The sequence below is a fragment of the Pseudomonas sp. lyk4-R2A-8 genome (assembly GCF_030209095.1).
GTDB lineage: Bacteria > Pseudomonadota > Gammaproteobacteria > Pseudomonadales > Pseudomonadaceae > Aquipseudomonas > Aquipseudomonas quebecensis.
In genome coordinates this window covers 137083-157852 of sequence record NZ_JARVSS010000004.1, presented here as the reverse complement: position 1 = coordinate 157852, position 20770 = coordinate 137083, and the positions used below count along the sequence as shown (strand labels likewise).

24 protein-coding genes are annotated in these 20770 nt (G+C 61.9%); 18 read left to right on the top strand and 6 right to left on the bottom strand.

Annotated features, from left to right (window positions below):
* Nucleotides 1–10: 10 nt before the first annotated feature.
* The 13 genes from fleN (at nucleotide 11) to yegS (ending at nucleotide 11713) form a co-directional block, all read left to right on the top strand.
* Complete coding sequence (gene fleN, locus QRN10_RS05055) at nucleotides 11–844, top strand: flagellar synthesis regulator FleN (protein ID WP_003192912.1); 834 nt, start codon at nucleotides 11–13, stop codon at nucleotides 842–844.
* The gene (gene fliA / locus QRN10_RS05050; protein WP_181075814.1) at nucleotides 841–1581 is read left to right on the top strand and encodes an RNA polymerase sigma factor FliA; all 741 of its coding nucleotides are present in this window, start codon (nucleotides 841–843) and stop codon (nucleotides 1579–1581) included. The genes fleN and fliA overlap by 4 nt, the downstream gene beginning before the upstream one ends.
* A 169-nt stretch (nucleotides 1582–1750) precedes the next feature.
* Complete coding sequence (locus QRN10_RS05045) at nucleotides 1751–2125, top strand: chemotaxis response regulator CheY (RefSeq protein ID WP_162276696.1); 375 nt, start codon at nucleotides 1751–1753, stop codon at nucleotides 2123–2125.
* 18 nt (nucleotides 2126–2143) lie between these two features.
* Nucleotides 2144–2932, top strand: coding sequence for a protein phosphatase CheZ (locus tag QRN10_RS05040; RefSeq protein ID WP_253508746.1), 789 nt, complete (start codon nucleotides 2144–2146; stop codon nucleotides 2930–2932).
* A gap of 11 nt (nucleotides 2933–2943) precedes the next feature.
* Nucleotides 2944–5181, top strand: coding sequence for a chemotaxis protein CheA (locus tag QRN10_RS05035; protein ID WP_266246282.1), 2238 nt, complete (start codon nucleotides 2944–2946; stop codon nucleotides 5179–5181).
* A gap of 47 nt (nucleotides 5182–5228) precedes the next feature.
* Nucleotides 5229–6362, top strand: a complete 1134-nt coding sequence (locus tag QRN10_RS05030; RefSeq protein WP_266246281.1) for a protein-glutamate methylesterase/protein-glutamine glutaminase — start codon at nucleotides 5229–5231, stop codon at nucleotides 6360–6362.
* Nucleotides 6362–7102: a flagellar motor protein gene (locus QRN10_RS05025; RefSeq protein ID WP_181075807.1), complete on the top strand. Its 741-nt coding sequence runs from the start codon at nucleotides 6362–6364 to the stop codon at nucleotides 7100–7102. The genes QRN10_RS05030 and QRN10_RS05025 overlap by 1 nt, the downstream gene beginning before the upstream one ends.
* A gap of 15 nt (nucleotides 7103–7117) precedes the next feature.
* A complete protein-coding gene (gene motD / locus QRN10_RS05020; protein WP_181075805.1) occupies nucleotides 7118–8005 on the top strand; it encodes a flagellar motor protein MotD in 888 nt (295 codons plus the stop codon).
* 51 nt (nucleotides 8006–8056) lie between these two features.
* The gene (locus tag QRN10_RS05015; RefSeq protein ID WP_181075803.1) at nucleotides 8057–8845 is read left to right on the top strand and encodes a ParA family protein; all 789 of its coding nucleotides are present in this window, start codon (nucleotides 8057–8059) and stop codon (nucleotides 8843–8845) included.
* Nucleotides 8845–9654, top strand: a complete 810-nt coding sequence (locus QRN10_RS05010) for a CheW domain-containing protein (protein WP_285428012.1) — start codon at nucleotides 8845–8847, stop codon at nucleotides 9652–9654. The genes QRN10_RS05015 and QRN10_RS05010 overlap by 1 nt, the downstream gene beginning before the upstream one ends.
* Nucleotides 9655–9735: 81 nt before the next feature.
* Complete coding sequence (locus QRN10_RS05005) at nucleotides 9736–10218, top strand: chemotaxis protein CheW (protein WP_005790025.1); 483 nt, start codon at nucleotides 9736–9738, stop codon at nucleotides 10216–10218.
* Nucleotides 10219–10611, top strand: a complete 393-nt coding sequence (locus QRN10_RS05000) for a DUF2802 domain-containing protein (RefSeq protein ID WP_181075799.1) — start codon at nucleotides 10219–10221, stop codon at nucleotides 10609–10611.
* 181 nt (nucleotides 10612–10792) lie between these two features.
* Nucleotides 10793–11713, top strand: coding sequence for a lipid kinase YegS (gene yegS, locus QRN10_RS04995; protein ID WP_253508734.1), 921 nt, complete (start codon nucleotides 10793–10795; stop codon nucleotides 11711–11713).
* Here the strand turns inward: yegS and QRN10_RS04990 are convergent.
* From QRN10_RS04990 to QRN10_RS04980, 3 genes are all read right to left on the bottom strand, one after another.
* Complete coding sequence (locus QRN10_RS04990) at nucleotides 11672–12331, bottom strand: response regulator transcription factor (protein ID WP_181075795.1); 660 nt, start codon at nucleotides 12329–12331, stop codon at nucleotides 11672–11674. The genes yegS and QRN10_RS04990 overlap by 42 nt on opposite strands.
* Nucleotides 12328–13221 (bottom strand): sensor histidine kinase, encoded by an 894-nt coding sequence (locus QRN10_RS04985; RefSeq protein ID WP_181076168.1) that lies wholly within the window; start codon nucleotides 13219–13221, stop codon nucleotides 12328–12330. Before QRN10_RS04985 ends, QRN10_RS04990 begins: the two co-directional genes overlap by 4 nt.
* A 326-nt stretch (nucleotides 13222–13547) precedes the next feature.
* Entirely contained in the window at nucleotides 13548–13997 is a 450-nt protein-coding gene (locus QRN10_RS04980) for a hypothetical protein (protein ID WP_253508732.1), read from the bottom strand.
* Between the two features lie 555 nt (nucleotides 13998–14552).
* Between QRN10_RS04980 and QRN10_RS04975 the strand changes: the two genes are divergently transcribed.
* Both QRN10_RS04975 and QRN10_RS04970 read left to right on the top strand, forming a co-directional pair.
* Entirely contained in the window at nucleotides 14553–15488 is a 936-nt protein-coding gene (locus tag QRN10_RS04975; protein ID WP_181075792.1) for a chemotaxis protein CheV, read from the top strand.
* 39 nt (nucleotides 15489–15527) lie between these two features.
* A complete protein-coding gene (locus QRN10_RS04970; protein WP_285427944.1) occupies nucleotides 15528–16334 on the top strand; it encodes an MOSC domain-containing protein in 807 nt (268 codons plus the stop codon).
* Between the two features lie 63 nt (nucleotides 16335–16397).
* Here the strand turns inward: QRN10_RS04970 and ppnP are convergent, their stop codons facing one another.
* Nucleotides 16398–16682 (bottom strand): pyrimidine/purine nucleoside phosphorylase, encoded by a 285-nt coding sequence (gene ppnP, locus QRN10_RS04965; RefSeq protein ID WP_181075788.1) that lies wholly within the window; start codon nucleotides 16680–16682, stop codon nucleotides 16398–16400.
* Between the two features lie 92 nt (nucleotides 16683–16774).
* Nucleotides 16775–17317, bottom strand: coding sequence for a 3'-5' exonuclease (locus tag QRN10_RS04960; protein WP_181075786.1), 543 nt, complete (start codon nucleotides 17315–17317; stop codon nucleotides 16775–16777).
* Between the two features lie 258 nt (nucleotides 17318–17575).
* Between QRN10_RS04960 and QRN10_RS04955 the strand changes: the two genes are divergently transcribed.
* Both QRN10_RS04955 and QRN10_RS04950 read left to right on the top strand, forming a co-directional pair.
* The gene (locus QRN10_RS04955) at nucleotides 17576–18199 is read left to right on the top strand and encodes a TetR/AcrR family transcriptional regulator (protein ID WP_266246279.1); all 624 of its coding nucleotides are present in this window, start codon (nucleotides 17576–17578) and stop codon (nucleotides 18197–18199) included.
* A gap of 94 nt (nucleotides 18200–18293) precedes the next feature.
* Nucleotides 18294–19082 (top strand): substrate-binding periplasmic protein, encoded by a 789-nt coding sequence (locus QRN10_RS04950; protein WP_181075782.1) that lies wholly within the window; start codon nucleotides 18294–18296, stop codon nucleotides 19080–19082.
* Nucleotides 19083–19116: 34 nt separating this feature from the next.
* Here the strand turns inward: QRN10_RS04950 and QRN10_RS04945 are convergent, their stop codons facing one another.
* On the bottom strand, nucleotides 19117–19668 hold the full coding sequence (locus tag QRN10_RS04945; protein ID WP_181075780.1) for an RNA polymerase factor sigma-70: 552 nt from the start codon (nucleotides 19666–19668) through the stop codon (nucleotides 19117–19119).
* Nucleotides 19669–19970: 302 nt separating this feature from the next.
* Here QRN10_RS04945 and QRN10_RS04940 point away from each other — a divergent pair, with 302 nt between their 5' ends.
* Nucleotides 19971–20723: a thioesterase II family protein gene (locus QRN10_RS04940; RefSeq protein ID WP_285427943.1), complete on the top strand. Its 753-nt coding sequence runs from the start codon at nucleotides 19971–19973 to the stop codon at nucleotides 20721–20723.
* Nucleotides 20724–20770 lie beyond the last annotated feature (47 nt).

Below are 20770 nucleotides of genomic sequence, written 5' to 3'. Positions count from 1 at the left end.
AAGAAATAAAATGGGCAGCATGCATCCCGTACAGGTGATCGCGGTGACCGGCGGCAAAGGTGGCGTCGGAAAAACTAACGTGTCAGTGAATTTGTCCCTGGCGCTGGCAGAGCTTGGCCGTCGCGTCATGCTGCTGGACGCCGACCTGGGACTGGCGAACGTCGACGTTCTGCTGGGGCTGACGCCCAAACACACCCTGGCCGATGTGATCGAAGGCCGGTGCGAGCTGCGCGATGTGCTGCTGCAAGGCCCCGGCGGGATCCGCATCGTGCCGGCCGCTTCCGGCACCCAGAGCATGGTGCACCTGAGCCCCGCGCAGCATGCCGGGCTGATTCAAGCGTTCAGCGATATCGGCGACAACCTCGACGTGCTGGTGATCGACACCGCTGCGGGGATCGGCGAGTCCGTGGTCAGCTTTGTGCGCGCCGCGCAGGAAGTATTGCTGGTGGTCTGCGATGAACCCACCTCGATCACCGACGCCTACGCCCTGATCAAACTCCTTAACCGTGACTACGGCATGAACCGCTTCCGCGTCCTGGCCAACATGGCCCAGAGCCCGCAGGAAGGGCGCAACCTGTTCGCCAAGTTGACCAAGGTCACGGATCGCTTTCTCGATGTCGCCTTACAATACGTCGGCGCAGTTCCCTACGACGAATGTGTGCGCAAGGCCGTGCAGAAACAGCGCGCGGTCTACGAAGCATTCCCTCGTTCGAAATGCGCCTTGGCGTTCAAGGCTATTGCCCAGAAGGTCGATACCTGGCCGCTGCCCGCCAACCCGCGTGGGCATCTGGAGTTTTTCGTCGAGCGATTGGTGCATCAGACGAGCGCAGGGCCAGTGCTATGACATCGAGCGGTTACAACCTCTACAAAAAATCGGCGCGTGACAGCCAGGGTGAACTGATCGAGCGCTATGCGCCCCTGGTCAAGCGCATTGCCTACCACTTGCTGGCCCGGTTGCCGGCCAGCGTGCAGGTGGAGGATCTGATCCAGGCGGGCATGATCGGCCTGCTGGAGGTGTCGACCAAGTACGACGCCACCAAGGGTGCGAGTTTCGAGACGTATGCGGGTATCCGTATTCGCGGCGCGATGCTCGATGAAGTGCGTAAAGGTGACTGGGCACCCCGTTCGGTGCATCGCAATACGCGCATGGTCAGTGACGCAATTCGAGCAATTGAAGCAAAAACCGGTCGTGACGCTAAAGATCATGAAGTTGCGGCCGAACTCCAATTGAGTCTCGACGATTATTACGGGATTTTGAACGATACCTTGGGCAGCCGCCTGTTCAGTTTCGACGACCTGTTGCAGGACGGCGAGCATGAAGGGCTGCACGAGGACGGCGCGAGCGCTCACATGGAGCCGTCGCGCGACCTGGAGGATGAACGCTTCCAGGGGGCATTGGCGGACGCAATCGCCAATTTGCCGGAGCGTGAACGTTTGGTGTTGGCGCTGTACTACGACGAAGAGCTGAACCTCAAGGAAATCGGTGAGGTGCTGGGGGTCAGCGAATCGCGGGTCAGCCAGTTGCATAGCCAGTGCGCCGCCCGCTTGCGGGGACGTCTGGGAGAGTGGCGAGCGCGCTGACAGGCAGTGTGGGGACACTGCAGAGCGATACCGCGTGGGCCATGGGCCTGCGCGGGTTCGGCCCGTGGTGGCCCCGGCAGTCCTTTTTGTGTAATGCCTGTTGATTGAAATGGCGCGTCCAGGTGCTGGGCGCGTTTAAGACTGCTTGGAGGTCGAATTGGACAAGAACATGAAAATCCTCATCGTTGATGACTTCTCAACGATGCGGCGGATCATAAAAAACCTGTTGCGTGACCTTGGGTTCACCAACACGGTCGAGGCGGATGATGGCATCACGGCGCAGCCGATCCTCAACAGCGGAGGCATCGACTTTCTGGTCACGGACTGGAACATGCCCGGCATGACCGGCATCGACTTGCTTCGCTGGGTGCGCGCCGACGAAAAGCTGCGCAACCTGCCCGTGCTGATGGTGACCGCCGAAGCCAAGCGTGAACAGATTATCGAAGCTGCCCAGGCCGGCGTTAACGGTTATGTGGTCAAGCCATTCACTGCACAGGCGTTGAAAGAGAAGATCGAAAAAATCTTCGAACGCATCCACGGCTAATGCCATCGCGGGGGAGCTATGGAGCAGAAAGAAACGTCACAGGGAGACTTTGAGTCAACCCTGAAAAAACATGCTCACCAACTGGTCGACAGCCTTGAAAAAGGTCATTTCGGCGACGCGGTGCAGTTAATCCATGAGCTCAATCAGACCCGTGACCGAGGCCTGTACCAGGAAGTGGGCAAGCTCACGCGCGAGTTGCACAGTGCAATCGTCAATTTTCAGATTGACCCGCACATGCCCCAGGCCGAAGAAATCTCGCAGATTACCGATGCCACCGAACGCCTGTCCTACGTGGTCAGGCTGACCGAGGCGGCGGCCAACCGCACCATGGACCTGGTGGAAAACGCCACGCCTCTGGTCAACGGCATGGCCAATGAAGCCCAGGCCCTGAATGCCGACTGGGGCCGCTTCATGCGCCGGGAAGTGGGGGCTGAAGAGTTCCGCGAGCTGGCACGCCGGGTCGAAGGGTTCCTGTCACGCAGCGAGCAGGACAACCGCACGGTGTCCAGCAACCTCAACGACATTCTGCTGGCCCAGGACTACCAGGACCTGACCGGTCAGGTGATCAAGCGTGTGACGCAGTTGGTCACCGAAGTGGAAAGCAATTTGCTCAAACTGGTGCTCATGGCAGGCCAGGTTGACCGTTTCGCCGGCATCGAACATGACCGCGAAGCGATCCTCTCGGAAAAAGATCCACAAAAACATCTCGCCAAGGGTGAAGGTCCGCAGATTCATGCCGATAAACGTGAAGACGTTGTGTCAGGTCAGGATGACGTAGATGACCTGTTATCCAGTTTAGGCTTCTAAGGAGCACCCACATGAGCTTCGGCGCCGATGAAGAGATCCTTCAGGATTTCCTTGTAGAGGCCGGCGAAATTTTAGAGCAACTGTCCGAACAACTGGTCGAGCTGGAAAGCCGCCCGGATGATGCGAACCTGCTCAATGCAATTTTTCGCGGTTTTCATACTGTAAAAGGGGGCGCCGGCTTCCTCCAGCTCCATGAGCTGGTGGAGTGCTGCCACATCGCCGAGAACGTGTTCGACATCCTGCGCAAGGGTGAGCGGCACGTCGACTCGGAGTTGATGGACGTGATTCTCGAAGCACTCGATGCGGTCAACGGCATGTTCAGCCAAGTGCGCGAACGGGCCCCGATCACCGCTGCCACCCCGGAACTGCTGGCCGCCCTGGCGCGTTACGCGGAGCCTGCCGACCTGGCGGCCGAGCCCGTGGCTGAGGCGGTGGCGGAACCTGAGCCGGCGCCGGAACCGGACGTTACCGACAGCGAGTTCGAACAGCTGCTCAGCTCTCTCAGCGCGGTCAAGGCCGAAGCTGAAGCTCCTGCTGCAGCGGCCCCGTCGCAGGCGCCGACCAGCGAAGACATTACCGACGCCGAGTTCGAGTCGCTGCTCGATCAGTTGCACGGCAAGGGCCAGTTCGCCGCCGACGCCGTGGCACCCGCCGCCGCAGCGCCGGCGCCGGCCGCTGCCACTGCCAGCACCGATATCACTGACGACGAATTCGAAGCGTTGCTCGACCAGTTGCATGGCAAGGGCACCTTCGCCGCCGATGCGCTGCCGGAAGTGGCCGCCACCGCAGCAGCCCCTGCGGCACCGGCCGCCGCCAAACCGGCGACACCGGCCCAACCCGCCGGCGACGGGCTGATCACCGATCATGAGTTCGAAGCACTGCTGGACGATTTGCACGGCAAAGGCAAGTTCAGCGAAGTGGCCCCGGCCGCCGCAGCGACGGCCGCCGCCGCCAAGCCTGCACCGGTAGCCGCGAAGGCCGCCGCCCCGGCCGCCAAGCCTGCGCCTGCTCCGGCCGCCGCGGCTGCCCCTGCACGAGCGGCCGCCGCCGCGCCGGTGGCCGACAAGCCTGTGACTGAAGCCGAAACCACCGTGCGGGTCGATACCGCGCGCCTGGACGACATCATGAACATGGTCGGCGAACTGGTACTGGTGCGTAACCGCCTGGTGCGCCTGGGCCTGAGCAGTGGCGATGAGTCCATGCAAAAGGCCGTGTCGAACCTCGACGTGGTGACCGCCGACCTGCAGACCGCCGTGATGAAAACGCGGATGCAGCCGATCAAGAAAGTCTTCGGCCGCTTCCCGCGCCTGGTTCGCGACCTGGCGCGCCAGCTGAAGAAAGAAATCAACCTGGAACTGGTAGGCGAAGAAACCGACCTCGACAAAAACCTCGTCGAGGCCCTGGCCGACCCGCTGGTCCACTTGGTGCGCAACGCCGTCGACCATGGCGTGGAAACCCCGGAAGAACGTGAAGCCTCGGGCAAGTCCCGTGGCGGCAAGGTGATCCTGGCGGCCGAGCAGGAAGGCGACCATATCCTGCTGTCGATCACCGACGACGGCAAGGGCATGGATCCGGCCATCCTGCGCAACATCGCGGTCAAGCGTGGCGTGATGGACAAGGATGCCGCCGACCGCCTGACCGACACCGAGTGCTACAACCTGATCTTCGCCCCAGGCTTCTCGACCAAAACCGAGATCTCCGACGTGTCGGGCCGTGGCGTGGGCATGGACGTGGTCAAGACCAAGATCAGCCAGCTCAACGGCTCGATCAATATCTACTCGACCAAGGGCCAGGGTTCCAAGATCGTCATCAAGGTGCCGTTGACCCTGGCGATCATGCCGACCCTGATGGTGATGCTGGGCAACCAGGCCTTCGCCTTCCCGCTGGTCAACGTCAACGAGATCTTCCACCTCGACCTGTCGCGCACCAACGTGGTGGACGGCCAGGAAGTGGTGATCGTGCGCGACAAGGCGTTGCCGCTGTTCTACCTCAAGCGCTGGCTGGTGGCATCGGCGGCGCATGAAGAACAGCGCGAAGGCCATGTGGTGATTCTCTCCGTGGGCACCCAGCGTATCGGCTTTGTGGTCGATCAACTGGTCGGCCAGGAAGAAGTGGTCATCAAGCCTTTGGGCAAAATGCTGCAGGGAACCCCGGGCATGTCGGGTGCGACCATCACCGGTGACGGTAGGATCGCGCTGATTCTCGATGTTCCGAGCATGCTCAAGCGTTACGCCGCTCGGCGTATTTGATTCTGGCGGGGCAGGGCGGTCAGCCCGCCCCGCCTAACGGAGTGTTTATGGCAGTCAAGGTCCTGGTGGTGGACGATTCGGGTTTCTTCCGCCGCCGCGTCTCGGAAATTCTTTCCGCCGATCCAAGCATCCAGGTGGTCGGCACGGCCACCAACGGCAAAGAGGCGATTGATCAAGCCATTGCGTTGAAGCCGGATGTCATCACCATGGACTACGAGATGCCCATGATGGACGGCATCACGGCGGTGCGGCACATCATGCAGCGCTGCCCGACTCCGGTGTTGATGTTCTCCTCGCTGACCCATGAAGGCGCCCGAGTGACCCTCGACGCGCTGGATGCGGGGGCCGTGGACTTCCTGCCGAAGAATTTCGAAGACATCTCGCGCAATCCCGAGAAGGTCAAGCAACTGCTGTGCGAGAAAGTTCACAGCATTTCCCGCAGCAACCGTCGCAGCCTGTTCAGCGCGCCTTCGCCTTCGCCGGCACCTGCTCCGGCTGCTCCGGCGGCGCCGAGCAGTTCGACGTTCGGGCGTCCGGCCCCCGCGCCGGTTGCCCGGCCGGCGGCGGCTCCCGCGCGGGCATCGGCATCGACAAGCCACTCGCCGGCGCCCAAGCGCAAAGCCTACAAGCTGGTGGCCATCGGCACGTCCACCGGTGGCCCGGTAGCGTTGCAGCGCGTGCTCACTCAGTTGCCGGCCAACTTCCCGGCGCCGATCGTGCTGATCCAGCACATGCCGGCGGCATTCACCAAGGCCTTCGCCGAGCGCCTGGACAAGTTGTGCCGCATCAGCGTCAAGGAAGCCGAAGATGGCGACATCCTGCGTCCGGGCCTGGCGCTGCTGGCCCCGGGCGGCAAGCAGATGATGGTCGACGGGCGTGGCGCGATCAAAATCCTGCCGGGTGACGAACGCCTCAACTACAAGCCCTGCGTTGATATCACCTTCGGTTCGGCGGCCAAGTCCTACGGCGACAAAGTTCTGGCGGTGGTGCTCACCGGCATGGGCGCCGATGGTCGCGAAGGTGCGCGGTTGCTCAAGCAGGGCGGCAGTGCGATCTGGGCTCAGGACGAAGCCAGCTGCGTGATCTATGGCATGCCCATGGCGATCGTCAAGGCCGACCTGGCCGATGCGGTCTATAGCCTGGATGACATCGGCAAGCACCTGGTGGAGGCCTGCCTCTGATGGATGTCTTGAGCCTGATCGGCATCACCATGGCGTTCGTCGCGATCATTGGCGGCAACTACCTTGAGGGCGGCCACCTCGGCGCCCTGGCCAACGGGCCGGCGGCGCTGATCGTGATCGGCGGCACGGTGGGGGCCGCATTGCTGCAGTCGCCATTGAGTTCGTTCAAGCGCGCTATGCAGATCCTGATCTGGATTATTTTCCCGCCGCGCGTCGACCTGGCCGGCGGCATCGACCGCGTGGTCAACTGGAGCCTTACCGCCCGCAAGGAAGGCCTGCTGGGCCTGGAGGGCGTGGCCGATGCCGAGCCCGACAGCTACGCGCGCAAAGGCCTGCAGTTGCTGGTGGACGGCGCCGAGCCGGAAGCGATCCGCAGCATCCTGGAGGTGGATTTCTTCACTCAGGAAAGCCGCGACATCAATGCCGCCAAAGTCTTTGAAAGCATGGGCGGCTACGCGCCGACCATCGGCATCATCGGTGCGGTAATGGGCCTGATCCACGTGATGGGTAACCTGGCCGATCCGTCGCAATTGGGCAGCGGTATTGCCGTGGCCTTCGTCGCCACCATCTACGGGGTGGCGAGCGCCAACCTGGTGCTGCTGCCGGTGGCCAGCAAGCTCAAGTCAATCGCCATGCGCCAGGCGCGTTACCGTGAAATGCTGCTCGAGGGCCTGCTGTCGATTGCCGAGGGCGAGAACCCGCGCTCCATCGAATTGAAGCTCCAGGGCTTCATGGATTGATGGGAGGTATGGGTTGTGAGCCGTCGCCGTCGCGAGCCTGAAGAACACGTTAACCACGAACGCTGGCTGGTGTCCTACGCGGACTTCATCACCCTGCTGTTCGCGTTTTTCGTAGTGATGTACTCCATCTCGTCGATCAACGAAGGCAAGTACAAAGTGATTTCCCAGGCGCTGATCGGCGTATTCAACGACGCCGACCGTTCGCTCAAGCCGATCCCCATCGGTGAGGAACGGCCCCGCACCGTGACCCCGGCCAAACCGCTGGTCAACGACAGCGATGAAACCGCCGCCGGGGTGGGGGGCACCAGCGACCCGCTCAAGAGCATCGCCGATGACATCAGCGCCGCATTCGGCGACCTGATCAGTTCCAACCAGATGACCGTGCGCGGCAATGAGTTGTGGGTCGAGATCGAGCTTAATTCCAGCCTGCTGTTTGCCAGTGCCGATGCGATGCCCAGCGACCAGGCGTTCACCATCATCGATAAAGTGGCGGCTATCCTCAAACCGTTCGAGAACCCGATCCACGTCGAAGGCTTCACCGACAATATTCCGATCAGCACCGCGCAGTACCCCACCAACTGGGAACTGTCGTCGGCGCGCGCGGCAAGCATTGTGCGCATGCTGGCGATGCAGGGTGTGAACCCCGGTCGCCTGGCGTCGGTGGGTTATGGCGAGTTCCAGCCGGTGGCCAATAACGCCACGCTGGAAGGACGTGCGCGCAACCGTCGGGTGGTGCTGGTGGTGTCGCGCAACCTGGATGTGCGCCGCAGCCTGACCGGCACCGGCACCGCCAATGCAACACCGGATGCGGCCTTGAGGCGTGCTGGCACACAAACTGCACCGCCAGCGATTAAGCCGCCGGTTCGTCAGAGCGCCGTCAATTCTCCGTCACCGGCTCAATAACTTTATGCAATGTCTCGGTCGCGCCTGTGCCTGCCGGGAGGAACCATCCGAATGAGAGTCTGGGCAGTTGCCAATCAAAAAGGTGGAGTCGGCAAGACCACCACCTCCATCGCTCTGGCCGGTTTGCTGGCCGAGGCGGGCAAGCGCGTGGTCGTGGTCGACCTGGACCCCCACGGCTCGATGACCAGCTATTTCGGCTATGACCCGGATGCGCTGGAACACAGCTGCTTTGACCTGTTCCTGCACAAGGGCAACGTGCCCGGCGACCTGCCTGGGCAGTTGCTGTTGCCCACCAGCGACGAGCGTATTTCGCTGTTGCCGTCCAGCACCGCACTGGCCACTCTCGAGCGCCAGTCGCCAGGTCAGAGCGGTCTGGGCCTGGTCATCGCCAAGACCCTGGCGCAACTGTGGCAGGACTTTGACTACGCCGTCATCGACAGCCCGCCGCTGTTGGGGGTGTTGATGGTCAACGCGTTGGCCGCCAGCCAGCAACTGGTGATCCCGGTGCAGACCGAGCACCTGGCGGTCAAGGGCTTGGAGCGCATGGTCAGCACCCTGGCGATGATCAACCGCTCGCGCAAGCAGCCGCTGCCGTTCAGCATCGTGCCGACCCTGTTCGACCGCCGCACCCAGGCGTCGCTCGGTACGTTGCGTGTATTGCGCGATGCGTACCCGGACACCATCTGGCAAGGCTACATTCCGGTGGACACGCGCCTGCGTGACGCCAGCCGCGCCGGGCTCACCCCTTCGCAGTTCGATGGCAAGAGCCGTGGCGTGCTGGCTTATCGCGCGTTGCTCAAGCACCTGCTGTCCCAGCAACTCGTGGCGCAGGTGGCATGATGAACCGTCCCGTCGACCTCAAGACCAAGACCCGGCCGCAGCTGGCGCTGGAATCCTACCTGGATGCCCTGCTGCAGGAAGCAACCGACGAAGATCTGCCGGAACCGGTGCTGGTACTGGAGCCGATAGTCGAAACCAGCAGTGCGCTGGATGAATTCCAATTGGCCGTGCTGGAAGAGCAGGCACGGGACGCCCGGATCGTGGTGCCTGTCGCCGCGCCGGCCGTCGTTGTGGTGCCGGAGCCTGTGGTGCCGGCGCCCGTGGTCGTCGAACCGGTGGTGCAAGTGCACCTGCCACCGAGCATCACTCCGCCTCCGGCAAGCGGCGATGGCCGCCCGGCATGGGCCGCCGAGCCGTTCGAATGCCTGTTGTTCGACGTCGCCGGTCTGACCCTGGCGGTGCCCCTGGTGTGCCTGGGTTCGATCTATTCGCTCGAAGGTCACGAGCTTACGCCGCTGTTCGGGCAGCCGGAATGGTTCCTCGGCATCCTGCCCAGCCAGGCCGGCAACCTTAAGGTGCTGGATACCGCGCGCTGGGTGATGCCCGACCGCTACCGCGACGATTTCCGCCAGGGCTTACAGTACGTGATCTCCGTTCAGGGCTACGAGTGGGGGCTGGCGGTGCATCAGGTCAGCCGCTCGTTGCGCCTGGACCCCAACGAAATCAAATGGCGCAGCCACCGGGGCCAGCGGCCCTGGCTGGCCGGCACCGTGATCGAACACATGTGCGCGTTGCTTGACGTCGCCGAACTGGCCGAGTTGATCGCCAGCGGTGCGGTTAAAGCGATGCCGGTGAACAAACGCAGTTGATGGGACAACAACGGCCGCACGAGTGTGCGGCCAAAAGAAGTACACACGCCGCCTACATCGGCATTTGAAGGGGTCAGAGATATGAACAAGTCAGCGTCCGCACAAGGTTTGGATGATCCGATCCTGCAATGGGTTACCTTCAAACTGGACAACGAAACCTACGGTATTAACGTGATGCGCGTGCAGGAAGTGCTGCGCTACACCGAGATCGCTCCGGTTCCCGGTGCGCCAAGCTATGTGCTGGGCATCATCAACCTGCGCGGCAACGTGGTGACGGTGATCGACACCCGCCAGCGTTTTGGCCTGGACACGGTCGAAGTCAGCGACAACACGCGTATCGTCATCATCGAGGCCGACAAGCAAGTGGTCGGGATCATGGTCGACAGCGTCGCCGAAGTGGTCTACCTGCGCCAATCGGAAGTGGAAACCGCGCCGAACGTGGGCAACGAAGAGTCGGCCAAGTTTATCCAGGGCGTGTGCAACAAGAACAACGAACTGTTGATTCTGGTTGAGCTGGACAAAATGATGAGCGAAGAAGAGTGGTCGGAACTGGAGAGCATCTGATTGTTCCTTGAGGTCGCGGTGATCGTCCTGGCCCTGTTGTGGGCCGGGACCCTGGGTTTTCTGCTGCGCTACATGGCCCAGCAGCGCGAATTGGCACTGCAGCAGGCCGAGCGCGAGGCTGTGCGCGATCGGCGCATTCTGGAACTGGTCAAGCGCGTCGACCATTACCAGAAGAGCGCGGTGCGGGTCGGGGATGAGGTGCATGAACTGCGCGCGATCCTCGCTCCGATGCCGGACAAGCTCGAGCAGCTGGAGCAGCGCGATCCTGCCAACCTGTCGTTTGCCCAGGCGGCGAAGCTGGTGGGGATGGGCGCGACGGTGGACGACCTGACCCAGTCGTGCGGCTTGACCCAGGCTGAGGCGCAGTTGATGAGTAAGTTGCACAAGAGCTGATTGCGTCTGTGCCGAGCAGGGCAAGCCTGCTCACTACAGAACCAGGTGTCAGGCGTTAAGGAGCGTCGCGCCTGCGATGGGGAGCGCCCGGCCGCCCAATTAATTTCCAATCCCACTGACTTTTTTCTTCTCCTCCAAGGTCCACATCCTTCAAGCACCTTTGAATCAGGAGATTCCCCGCATGAGCACCCCCAAGGCACTGTTGATCCTTCACGGCAAGCAAGCCCTCAACGAGGACGTGCGCAGCGCCGTGCTGGCCCGGCGTGAGCAGGGTTGGGAGCTGGCGGTGCGGGTGACGTGGGAGGGCGGCGACGCTCGGCGCCTGGTGGGCGAGGCGTTGGAGCAGGGCTATACGCACATCATTGCCGGCGGCGGCGACGGCACCTTGCGCGACGTGGCCGAGGCGATGGCCCAGGCCAGGGCCGATGCCAGCCTGGTACTGATGCCGCTGGGCACCGCCAATGATTTTGCCAAGGCCGCCGGGGTGCCGTTGGAACCGGCCCAGGCCCTGGCACTGCTGGACGTGGCGCCGCGGGCGATCGACCTGGGCCAGGTGGGCGGCCAGGTTTTTCTGAACATGGCCACCGGTGGGTTCGGCAGCCAGGTCACCGCCAATACCTCCGAAGACTTGAAGAAAGTCCTGGGCGGCGCGGCGTATCTGTTTACCGGCCTCACGCGTTTCAGCGAGTTGAAGGCTGCCTACGGCGAGCTGGAAGGCCCGGATTTCCAGTGGAAGGGCGAGATGCTGGCGCTGGGCATCGGCAACGGTCGCCAGGCCGGCGGTGGGCATGTGCTGTGCCCGCAGGCAATGGCCGATGATGGTTTGCTCGATGTGAGCATTCTGCCGGCGCCGCAGGAAGTGGTCGGCACTTTGCGCGAGCTGATGAGCAATGGCTGGGGGTTGGACAACATGTTCGTGCGCGCGCGCCTGCCGTGGGTGCAGATCAAACAGGCCGAAGGGCTTTACATCAATCTGGACGGCGAACCGCTCAAGGGCGACGACCTGCGTTTCGAAACACTGCCCAAGGCGCTGCGGGTGCACCTGCCGCTGGGCTCGCCCCTAGTCGTCCAGGCTGATGATCTTCTCGCGCACCGCGAATAACACCAGCCCCGCCACGTCGAATATCTGCAGGCGCTTCATGATCTGCGAGCGATGGGCTTCCACGGTCTTGATGCTCAGCCCCAGCCCGTGGGCGATCTCGCGGGTGGACTTGCCGCGTACGATCAGGCGCAGGATCTCCAACTGGCGCGGCGTGAGGTTGTGGCTGTGGCCGACCGGCACGGCGGGCCCCTGGCTGCGTACCAGCGCCTGGCTGATCACCGTGTGGGCGATCGCCGGGCTCAGGTAGCGCTCATTGTTGCGCAGGGCGCGCAGGGCGTGTTCCAGCTCGTTGGCGCTGGTGTCCTTGAGCAGGTAGCCATGGGCGCCGGCTTCCAGTGCGCACATGATCAGTTCCGGGTCGGTGTGCATCGACAGGATCAGCACCTTGCAGCGGGGATAGGCGCTTTTGAGCTGCTGCAGCGCGTCAAGGCCGCTGGTGTGCTTCATCGACAGGTCCAGCAGCACCATATCGGGTTGCAGCACGTGGAATTGCTCCAGCAACTGCGCGCCGTCGCTGGCTTCGCCGATCACCGTATAGCCGGGAATATCCTGGATCAACGCACGCACGCCGGCCCTGATCAGTGCATGGTCATCCACCAGGAGTAATGTGCAGGTCACTCGAGAACCTTAGGGGAGCTGGCCCGTTCGAGGGCGCGCGGCGCCCAGGGAAAAAGTGCGTCGATGCGTGTGCCATGACCAGGCTGACTGTTGACCGACAGCGTGCCGCCCAGTTGATCAATGCGTTCGGCCATGCCGGCCATGCCCCGCTGGCCTTCGCGGCCTGGGTTGCCGGCGGGCAGGAAGCCCTGGCCGTCGTCACTGATGCTCAGCGACAGCCCTTCGGGCAGGCGTTGCAGGCGCACCAGCAGGTTATGCGCGTGAGCATGACGCAGCATGTTGGTTACCGCTTCCTGGGTGATGCGAAACGCCGCCACGGCCATCTCTTCCGGGATGCCGGTAAGCCGCTGCTGGCATTCCAGGCTCCAGTGCACAGGGGTGTTTTCAAGGGTCTTGAGCAAATGCGCGCGCAGACTGGCTTCCAGCCCCAGGCTGGTCAGTTGCCGGGGATTGAGGATGGCCGACACGTCGCGCACCTTGGCCAGGGTCTCGTTCAGCGTATTGCATAGCACCGCGCATTGGCTTTGCAGGTCTTGCGGCAGGCGACGCTTGAGCCATTCACTTTGAAGCTTGGCGGCGGTCAGTAATTGGCCGATGTCGTCATGCAGTTCGCGGCTGAGGCGGTGACGTTCGTTTTCCTGCACCTGCAGCAGGCGATCGGCCAGTTCCTGCGGCTGCAGGCGAATGGACTTGCGCGAGCGCCACTGTTGCAGGCCGAGTACCAGCAGCGTGGCCAGGTTCAGCAGCAATACGCTCAGCGGCAACGGGGCGGCGTGGTTAAAGGCCCACAGGCTGATCAGCAGCGAGGCAAGGCACAGGCCAAAGATCAGGCGGCGAGCATGGCTGCGGGACGCGGACCTGGCGAGGAGTGACTTGAGGCTGGCGTACATAGCGGATGGAGCCAATGAGAAGTCGTTGCGAAAGTTCGGACACGTCTGACGAGGCTCAGTCTGAAGTGCATGGCCGAAGCGTTTATATACAAGAAGTTCAATGACTTCGAGCGGCGCATAGTACCACCCCTGTAACCGTCGGTCGCCTGGCACCAGGCGGCGTTGGTCGATTATCCCGGTTAATGGACAGAGACAGTCTCATCGCATTAACTCAGAATGTTTTACAAGTTATGCGAACTTGTATAGTTATTCTGTCGTTGATGGCTAAATGATATTTTGCGTATGTCGCTTTTAGATAATCCGTCGCCTTAGAAGACCGCTGCCCATCACCACATATGATGCAAACGTTGCTGCGGCTTGTGGCTGAATGTCTTCTGCGGAATCTGCAGCGTAACCGTGGCTATGAGGGTGGTTTGTTCGGTGTCATCCAGCGCCAATTCGCCGGTCCTGGTGTCGATCAACTCCAGCTGCCACGCCAGCAAGGTCAGGCAGGCATGCAATGCTTCCAGGGCCTGGTCATGCAGTTGCAAGGGGTTCTGCGCGTTGGCGATCAGGGTCTGGATATGCCGCGAGAATTCACCGATCGCCTGCAGGGCCAGGGCGTCGGCCTTTTCGGCGAGCCTGCTGAGGCTGATTTTCATGCAGTCGATCGCGTCGCTGTCATTGCGAATCAGGTGCAGGTGGCTCAGGCATTCTTCCGATTTGTTCAGCAGCTTTTCTGCTTCGAGCAGAAATTCGGGCAGTGCGCGCTGCCATTCTTTACCGTCGTTCATCATGCAAGTCTCCACAACATACGGTCGGGTGATGAGATGTCGCTGCGGGTGAATGGCTTAAAACTAGCGCTGAAATTTGACTCGTACCTGTAGGTGGCTTCTGAGTTTTGAGTAGGAAACTTATTGAAATGACGGTGACGGCGCGGCGCAGCCGCCATGCGCGGGCTTGATTGCACACCTTCTGTTGTCGCGACGTGGACGCCTGGAAGACCCAGGGGGCGAGGACTTGGGATGGCAAACAAAAGCCTGACTCCATTCATGCAATGAGAATGGCGTCACATTAATGGCTATTAGATATTGCGAATATCAGGTTGGGCCTGATTGCGTATAGGGGAATCCCTTACACGGTGGAACCTTACGTCGATTTGAGTGTCGCGCAATGGGCTCATTTGCCGTCATGAAGAGGCACGCTCAGTAAAGCATGATGTCAGTGTGACATCAATTAATTTACGTGGCATGTTAACGGGGTCAAGATCTGGCGCTCGCCGCCGATAAACCACTTAGTGAACTGCACAATCCCCAGGCGCAGCACTTACCAGCGCATTTCAGGAGCTCTTAATGGCCGGCATTCTCGACACGGTAGATCAACGCACGCAATTGGTGGGTGAGAATCGCCTGGAGATCCTCATGTTTCGCCTGGCCGGGCGGCAGCTGTTCGCCATTAACGTGTTCAAGGTGCAGGAAGTGCTGCAACTGCCCAAGCTCACGTTGATGCCCCAGCGCCACCCGTTTGTCTGCGGCGTGGTCAACCTGCGGGGCCAGACCCTGCCGGTGATCGACCTGTCCCAGGCGATTGGCATGCGCCCGCTGGTGCCGGGTCCGAACAGCACCATTATTGTGACCGAGTACAACCGCTCGGTGCAGGCGTTCCTGGTGGGCGGCGTGGACCGCATCGTCAACATGAACTGGGAAGCCATTCTGCCGCCGCCGACCAGTGCCGGTCGCCAGCATTACCTCACCGCCATCAGCAAGGTCGATGACCAGTTGGTGGAAATCATCGACGTGGAAAAAGTCCTCGCCGAGATCGTCCCGTACAACGCCAAGGTCTCGCGGGAGAAGCTCGAAGACCCGGTGCTCGAACGGGCCCGTGGCCGCGAAGTGCTGCTGGTGGACGACTCCAACGTGGCGCTGTCGCAGCTGCGTGACACCCTCGGCCAGTTGGGGATCAAGATGCACATCGCCAGCGACGGCCTCAAAGCGCTGAACATGCTCAAATCCTGGGCCGACGCCGGGCACGTGATGACCGACAAGCTGCTGATGATCTTCACCGACGCGGAAATGCCGGAAATGGACGGCTACCGCCTTACCACGGAGATCCGCAACGACCCACGCCTGCGCAAGCTGTATGTGGTGCTGCACACGTCGCTGTCGGGCAGCTTCAACGAATCGATGGTCAAGAAGGTCGGGTGCGACAACTTCCTGTCCAAATTCCAACCCGACAAACTGGTGGATGTGGTGCGTCAGCGACTGATGCTGGACGAACAGCCGGCTTGACCTTAGGGTGACGGCTTCGTCTCCCAGGAATGCAGGCCCATGCTTCGTCTCAGCGCGTTGTACCGTTATCCCTTGAAATCCGGCAAGGCCCAGCCCTTGCCGCATGTCGGCCTGGATAAACTCGGGCTGGACGGGGATCGACGCTGGATGCTGGTGGACGAACCCAGCGGGCGCTTCCTGACGCAGCGCACCGAAAACAAAATGAGCCAACTGTCGGCGTTGTGGAACAGCGCCGGCGGCCTGACCCTGAGTTCCCCCGGCCACCCCTCCCTCGACGTTGCGTTGCCCGGCGAAGACGCCAACTTGCGTGGCGTGACCATCTGGCGTGACACCGTGCGCCTGCCGGACGCCGGCGACGCCGCGGCGGCGTGGGTCAGCGAATTTATCGGCAAGCCGACCCGATTGGTGCACATGCCGCCGCAACGTGCGCGTACCACGCAGTCCGGCTATGGCCGGGACGATGATCAGGTGGCGCTGGCCGACGGTTATCCCTTGCTGCTGATTGGCCAGGCCTCCCTGGACGACCTGTCCGAGAAGGTCGGCCGCCCCATGGAGATGCTGCGCTTTCGGCCCAACCTGGTGATCGAAGGCGCCGACGCGTTTGCCGAAGACAGCTGGAAGCGCCTGCGCATCGGCGACGTGGAGTTCCGGGTGGTCAAGCCGTGCTCGCGGTGCATTCTCACCACCATCGACCCGCGCACCGGTGAGCGCAGCGCCGATCGCGAACCGTTCGCCACCTTGAATGGTTACCGCAAGACCGAAGCCGGCGCGATGTTTGGCCAGAACCTGGTCAACGATGGCGTGGGCCGCCTGGAAGTCGGCATGCCAGTGACAATCCTCGAATAATTCAGCGCCCATACAAAAATGCCCGTCTCCAGGAGACGGGCATTTTTTTGCCGGGCGGAATCCTCAGCCGCGGTATTCGCACAGGTAAGCGGTGTCGACCTCGACCTTCAGCTGGAATTTGCTGTTGGCCGGTACGTTGAACTGGCTGCCGGCGGCGAAGGTCTGCCAGTCGTCGGCGTCCGGCAGTTTGACGGTCAGGGCGCCCGAGACCACGTGCATGATTTCACGCTGGGCGGTGCCGAACTCATATTCACCCGGGGCCATCACGCCGATGGTCGCCGGGCCTTCAGCGGTGCCGAACGCGATCGACTTGACGGTGCCGTCGAAGTACTCGTTGACTTTGAACATGGGCGAATCCTCGGAAAAGTTGCCTTCCCTGCAGGAGCGAGGGCAGCGTTATGGAAAAGGTCGGCCAGTATGCCCAAGCGTGGCAAGGCTGCCTAGACCGGCAAAATCAGCGGCAACAGGCGGGCAGTGTTGCGTGCGTCTTCCAGTGCCCGGTGCTGCTGGCCATGGAACTGCATGCCGGCCAGTTGCAGCGCGCCGTTGAGCCCCAGCGGTTTGTCCAGGCGCCGGGCCTTGGCGAAGCGTTGCTTGAGGTTGATGTGGGGTGTGTGGGCCAGGGCGCTGTCCAGGCCGTGGCGTTGCCACTCCAGTTCCAGTTGCTGGCGGTCGTAGTCGCCCCAGCTGGCCCAGCCTTCCAACCGCGTCTGGTGCTGGCCCAGCCAGCGTTCGAACAGCGGCCACACCTCGCTCAGCGGCGTCGCCGCGTCGATATTGGCCTGGGTGATATGGGTGAGCTGGCGGCAGAACGGCGTCAGCAAAGGGCGGCGCTGCGGCCGTACAAAGCGCTGGAAATGATCCACTTCGCGGCCCTGGCGGTTAACCAGGCTCGCGCCGATCTCGATGACTTCCATCTCCGTCACGGGCCAGCCGCCTTCATCCGTCGTGGCTTCAAGGTCAATAATCAGCCAATGAGGCATGGTGCAGGTTCCCGTACTCTTCCCGTCCTGGGGGATAGAGCGTAGACGGCTCTTGTAGTTCCGCGCTGTTTTTTCGTGGGGGCCTGGTGTCTTTGCCTGCCTCATCAGGTCACCGCCTCGGCAATCCACCACACCGGCTACCAGGCAAGCACTTGGTTTGTACATTGCACTTGCACGTTAAGCCCGAGCGCTTGCTTGGGTGGCCGGCACCGCCTAAATTGCCGGCCAAGACGTTCGCGAGCAGGAAAGGAGAGAAACATGGATGAGCAAAAAGCCCTGCGGGTGATGCGCACCCTGGTCGACGGCGGCCAATTGACCGACCCCGACAGCGCCCGGGGCAAGTTGCTGCAGACGGCGGCTCACCTGTTTCGCAATAAGGGCTTCGAGCGCACCACGGTGCGCGACCTGGCCGGCGCCGTGGGCATCCAGTCCGGCAGTATCTTTCATCACTTCAAGAGCAAGGACGAGATTCTGTGGGCGGTGATGCAAGAGACCATCCACTACAACACCGCATTGATGCGTGCGTCGCTGGAAGAGGCGGGTGACGTGCGCGAGCGTGTGCTGGCGCTGATCCGCTGTGAATTGCAGTCGATCATGGGCGGCAGCGGCGAAGCCATGGCGGTGCTGGTGTATGAATGGCGTTCGTTGTCGGCCGAGGGCCAGGCGCACGTGCTGGCGTTGCGAGACGTGTATGAACAGATCTGGCTGCAGGTGCTGGGTGAGGCCAAGGCCGCCGGCTACATTCGCGGCGACGTGTGCATCACCCGGCGTTTCCTGACGGGTGCACTGTCGTGGACCACCACGTGGTTCCGCGCCGAGGGAAGCCTGACCCTCGAGCAGTTGGCGCAGGAAGCGTTGTTGATGGTTTTAGAGGGGGTTTGAGGCGCAAGTGGTTAATTTGCCGATGGTTAAGTTGTCTCTGTGGGCAAAAACGCCTAGCTTAATGCCATCAGAGTATTGAACGGTGTGTGCCTTGATGTTATCGCCATGGCGGTTGGCTGCAGGAGTTACTTTATGGGCACTGGGCACCGCGGGGTGGATGCCCGCTTCGGCTGCGCAACTGGTGCGGATCGGTGCGGCGCATTTCCCACCCTACACCGTGCGCCCCGAGCAGGGCGCCGACACGGGGTTGCTGCCCCAGCTGGTGGAAGCGTTGAACGGCGCCCAGGGCGATTATCAGTTTGTGCTGGTGCCCACTTCCATTCCCCGGCGTTTCCGTGATTTCGAGCAAGGCCGGGTCGATATGGCGATCTTTGAAAACCCCGATTGGGGTTGGCAGGGCATTCCCCACATCAGCGTCGACATGGGCCTGGAAGACGCGGAAATCTTCGTCGCCCAGCGTGAGGACGGGCGCGACCAGCGCTATTTCGCCGATCTGACCGGCAAGCGTCTGGCGGTGTTCAGCGGGTATCACTACGCTTTCGCCAACTTCAACGCCGACCCCAAGTTCCTGGCCGAACGCTTCAACGCCACGTTGACCTATTCCCATGACAGCAACCTGCAGATGGTCGCCCGCGACCGCGCCGACATTGCGCTGGTGACGCGTTCGTACCTGAGTGACTTCATGGTGCGCAATCCGAAAGTCGGCGAGCAGTTCCTGGTCTCCGAACGTATCGACCAGGTGTATCACCACTACGCGCTGCTGCGCCCCAATGCGCCGATCACCGGCGAGGCCTTCGCCGCTCTGCTCAAGGGCCTGCGCGACAACGGCCAGATGCTGAAAATTTTCGAACCTTACCGCATCGATGTGATGCCGGTGCCTTGAACGGCGGCGCGTTGCTCGGCGGGCGCAACCTCCATCAAACCCGCCGCGCAAACGTATCGCTGTGGTTTCCCGACACCTTGCGGCAGTGCACCAGCGCATCGCGAATCATAAAGTTCACCAGGGTTGGCGAGACGCCCAGCTCCTTGGCGATGTCCTTTTGCGGTACCCCGTGCAAGCGGTACATCTCGAATGCATAGCGGGTGCGCTGGGGCAGTTGCGTCAGCGCGTCGGCGATGTTTTCCAGGGTGTTGAAATTAATGTGGGACGTCTCCGGCGAAGCACCGTGAATCACCACATTCAAGCCTTCCTCTTCGGTCCCGGAGTATTTGAGTTCCAGCGCCTGCTTGCGGTAGTGATCGATCGCCAGGTTGCGCACGATCTGGAACAGGTAACTGAGCTGGGCCTTGAACGATGACGTAATCGTCGGCGCCGACTGCAACCGGAAGTAGGCGTCCTGCACTACGTCTTCGGCCCGCGAGCGGCACCCGGTGATACGTGCCGCGATCTTCACCAGGATCGTTCGATTGTCGACGAATGCCTGGAGAAGGGGTGAGTCGCACCTGCCTGTGGTTACTGGTTCCGTCATGGAAATCACCTTGTCGCTGAGAGGTTAGGGGAGGGCTTCCTTGCTGAGGCCTCCTACACATCGGGCAACAAATTATGCTTAATGATAATGATTGTCAAATGAGAAGACGAACTAATCTTATGCCTTTCGGCGCGGCATAGGCACGCCTCGTGTGCGCCGCCGGCGACTAATTATTTGCCGATGCCGTCCGTTCTCTTGGGTGACAGTTCCGTTAGCGCAGCGGCCAAGGATCAGCACCCGCAGGAGGGCGAGATGGGTTTTTATCGTGCACACAGCGTGTCTCACATCGGAGTGCTCCAGCGATGAGCGCACCGAGCCGAATGCGTCTGTATTGCCTGCCCTATTCCGGCGCCAGCGCCATGGTGTATATGCGCTGGCGGCGCGCGCTGCCGGACTGGCTGCACATCTGTCCGCTGGAGTTACCCGGCCGTGGCATGCGCATGGAAGAGCCTTTGCAGCGCGACATCAAGGCCCTCGCGGCGCAACTTGCGCAGGAGATCAGCCACGACCTGAGCGCCCCCTATGCGTTGTTCGGCCACAGCCTTGGTGGCCTGCTGGCCTTCGAACTGGCCCACGCGCTGCATGCCCGCAACCTTCCCGCGCCGCTGGCGCTGTTCGCCTCCGGCACCGCCGGGCCGGCGCAGCGCGACGTCAGCGAATACGCGATTGAAAAAACCGATGAGCAACTGATCGCCCGCCTGCGCCAATTGCAGGGCACCACTGAAGAAGCCCTGGCCAACCCCGAATTGATGCAGCTGATGCTGCCGATCCTGCGCGCCGATTTTCTGCTCTGCGGCAGTTTCAATTATGGCGAGCGCCCGCAGCTGGGCATGCCGATCCATGTGTTGGGCGGCAAGCAGGACAGCGTACGCGCCGACCAATTGCTCGACTGGCAGCGCGAGGCCGCGAGCGGCTTCTCCCTGGACTGGTTCGACGGTCACCACTTCTTCCTGATGCAGCAGGAAAGCGCAGTGCTGCGCTGCGTGCGGCGCTATGCCGAGGCGCACCTGGCGCGCTGGCGCAATGGCGAGGCGCGGCAACTGGCCGCCAGCTGAACGCCCTCAATTTTTCCGATTTCCCCGTAAGCCGATTTCAGGCAGGA

What these genes read in the sequence shown, in the direction of transcription:
- yegS (WP_253508734.1), top strand. Translation starts at nt 10,793, where the DNA reads ATGAGCACCCCCAAGGCACTGTTGATCCTTCACGGCAAGCAAGCCCTC.
- fliA (WP_181075814.1), top strand. Translation starts at nt 841, where the DNA reads ATGACATCGAGCGGTTACAACCTCTACAAAAAATCGGCGCGTGACAGC.
- QRN10_RS04940 (WP_285427943.1), top strand. Translation starts at nt 19,971, where the DNA reads ATGAGCGCACCGAGCCGAATGCGTCTGTATTGCCTGCCCTATTCCGGC.
- QRN10_RS05045 (WP_162276696.1), top strand. Translation starts at nt 1,751, where the DNA reads ATGAAAATCCTCATCGTTGATGACTTCTCAACGATGCGGCGGATCATA.
- QRN10_RS04970 (WP_285427944.1), top strand. Translation starts at nt 15,528, where the DNA reads ATGCTTCGTCTCAGCGCGTTGTACCGTTATCCCTTGAAATCCGGCAAG.
- QRN10_RS05035 (WP_266246282.1), top strand. Translation starts at nt 2,944, where the DNA reads ATGAGCTTCGGCGCCGATGAAGAGATCCTTCAGGATTTCCTTGTAGAG.
- QRN10_RS04975 (WP_181075792.1), top strand. Translation starts at nt 14,553, where the DNA reads ATGGCCGGCATTCTCGACACGGTAGATCAACGCACGCAATTGGTGGGT.
- QRN10_RS04950 (WP_181075782.1), top strand. Translation starts at nt 18,294, where the DNA reads ATGTTATCGCCATGGCGGTTGGCTGCAGGAGTTACTTTATGGGCACTG.
- QRN10_RS04945 (WP_181075780.1), bottom strand. Translation starts at nt 19,668, where the DNA reads ATGACGGAACCAGTAACCACAGGCAGGTGCGACTCACCCCTTCTCCAG.
- QRN10_RS04985 (WP_181076168.1), bottom strand. Translation starts at nt 13,221, where the DNA reads ATGTACGCCAGCCTCAAGTCACTCCTCGCCAGGTCCGCGTCCCGCAGC.
- QRN10_RS05025 (WP_181075807.1), top strand. Translation starts at nt 6,362, where the DNA reads ATGGATGTCTTGAGCCTGATCGGCATCACCATGGCGTTCGTCGCGATC.
- QRN10_RS05040 (WP_253508746.1), top strand. Translation starts at nt 2,144, where the DNA reads ATGGAGCAGAAAGAAACGTCACAGGGAGACTTTGAGTCAACCCTGAAA.
- QRN10_RS05005 (WP_005790025.1), top strand. Translation starts at nt 9,736, where the DNA reads ATGAACAAGTCAGCGTCCGCACAAGGTTTGGATGATCCGATCCTGCAA.
- QRN10_RS04980 (WP_253508732.1), bottom strand. Translation starts at nt 13,997, where the DNA reads ATGATGAACGACGGTAAAGAATGGCAGCGCGCACTGCCCGAATTTCTG.
- fleN (WP_003192912.1), top strand. Translation starts at nt 11, where the DNA reads ATGGGCAGCATGCATCCCGTACAGGTGATCGCGGTGACCGGCGGCAAA.
- QRN10_RS04960 (WP_181075786.1), bottom strand. Translation starts at nt 17,317, where the DNA reads ATGCCTCATTGGCTGATTATTGACCTTGAAGCCACGACGGATGAAGGC.
- QRN10_RS05015 (WP_181075803.1), top strand. Translation starts at nt 8,057, where the DNA reads ATGAGAGTCTGGGCAGTTGCCAATCAAAAAGGTGGAGTCGGCAAGACC.
- QRN10_RS04955 (WP_266246279.1), top strand. Translation starts at nt 17,576, where the DNA reads ATGGATGAGCAAAAAGCCCTGCGGGTGATGCGCACCCTGGTCGACGGC.
- QRN10_RS05030 (WP_266246281.1), top strand. Translation starts at nt 5,229, where the DNA reads ATGGCAGTCAAGGTCCTGGTGGTGGACGATTCGGGTTTCTTCCGCCGC.
- ppnP (WP_181075788.1), bottom strand. Translation starts at nt 16,682, where the DNA reads ATGTTCAAAGTCAACGAGTACTTCGACGGCACCGTCAAGTCGATCGCG.
- QRN10_RS05010 (WP_285428012.1), top strand. Translation starts at nt 8,845, where the DNA reads ATGAACCGTCCCGTCGACCTCAAGACCAAGACCCGGCCGCAGCTGGCG.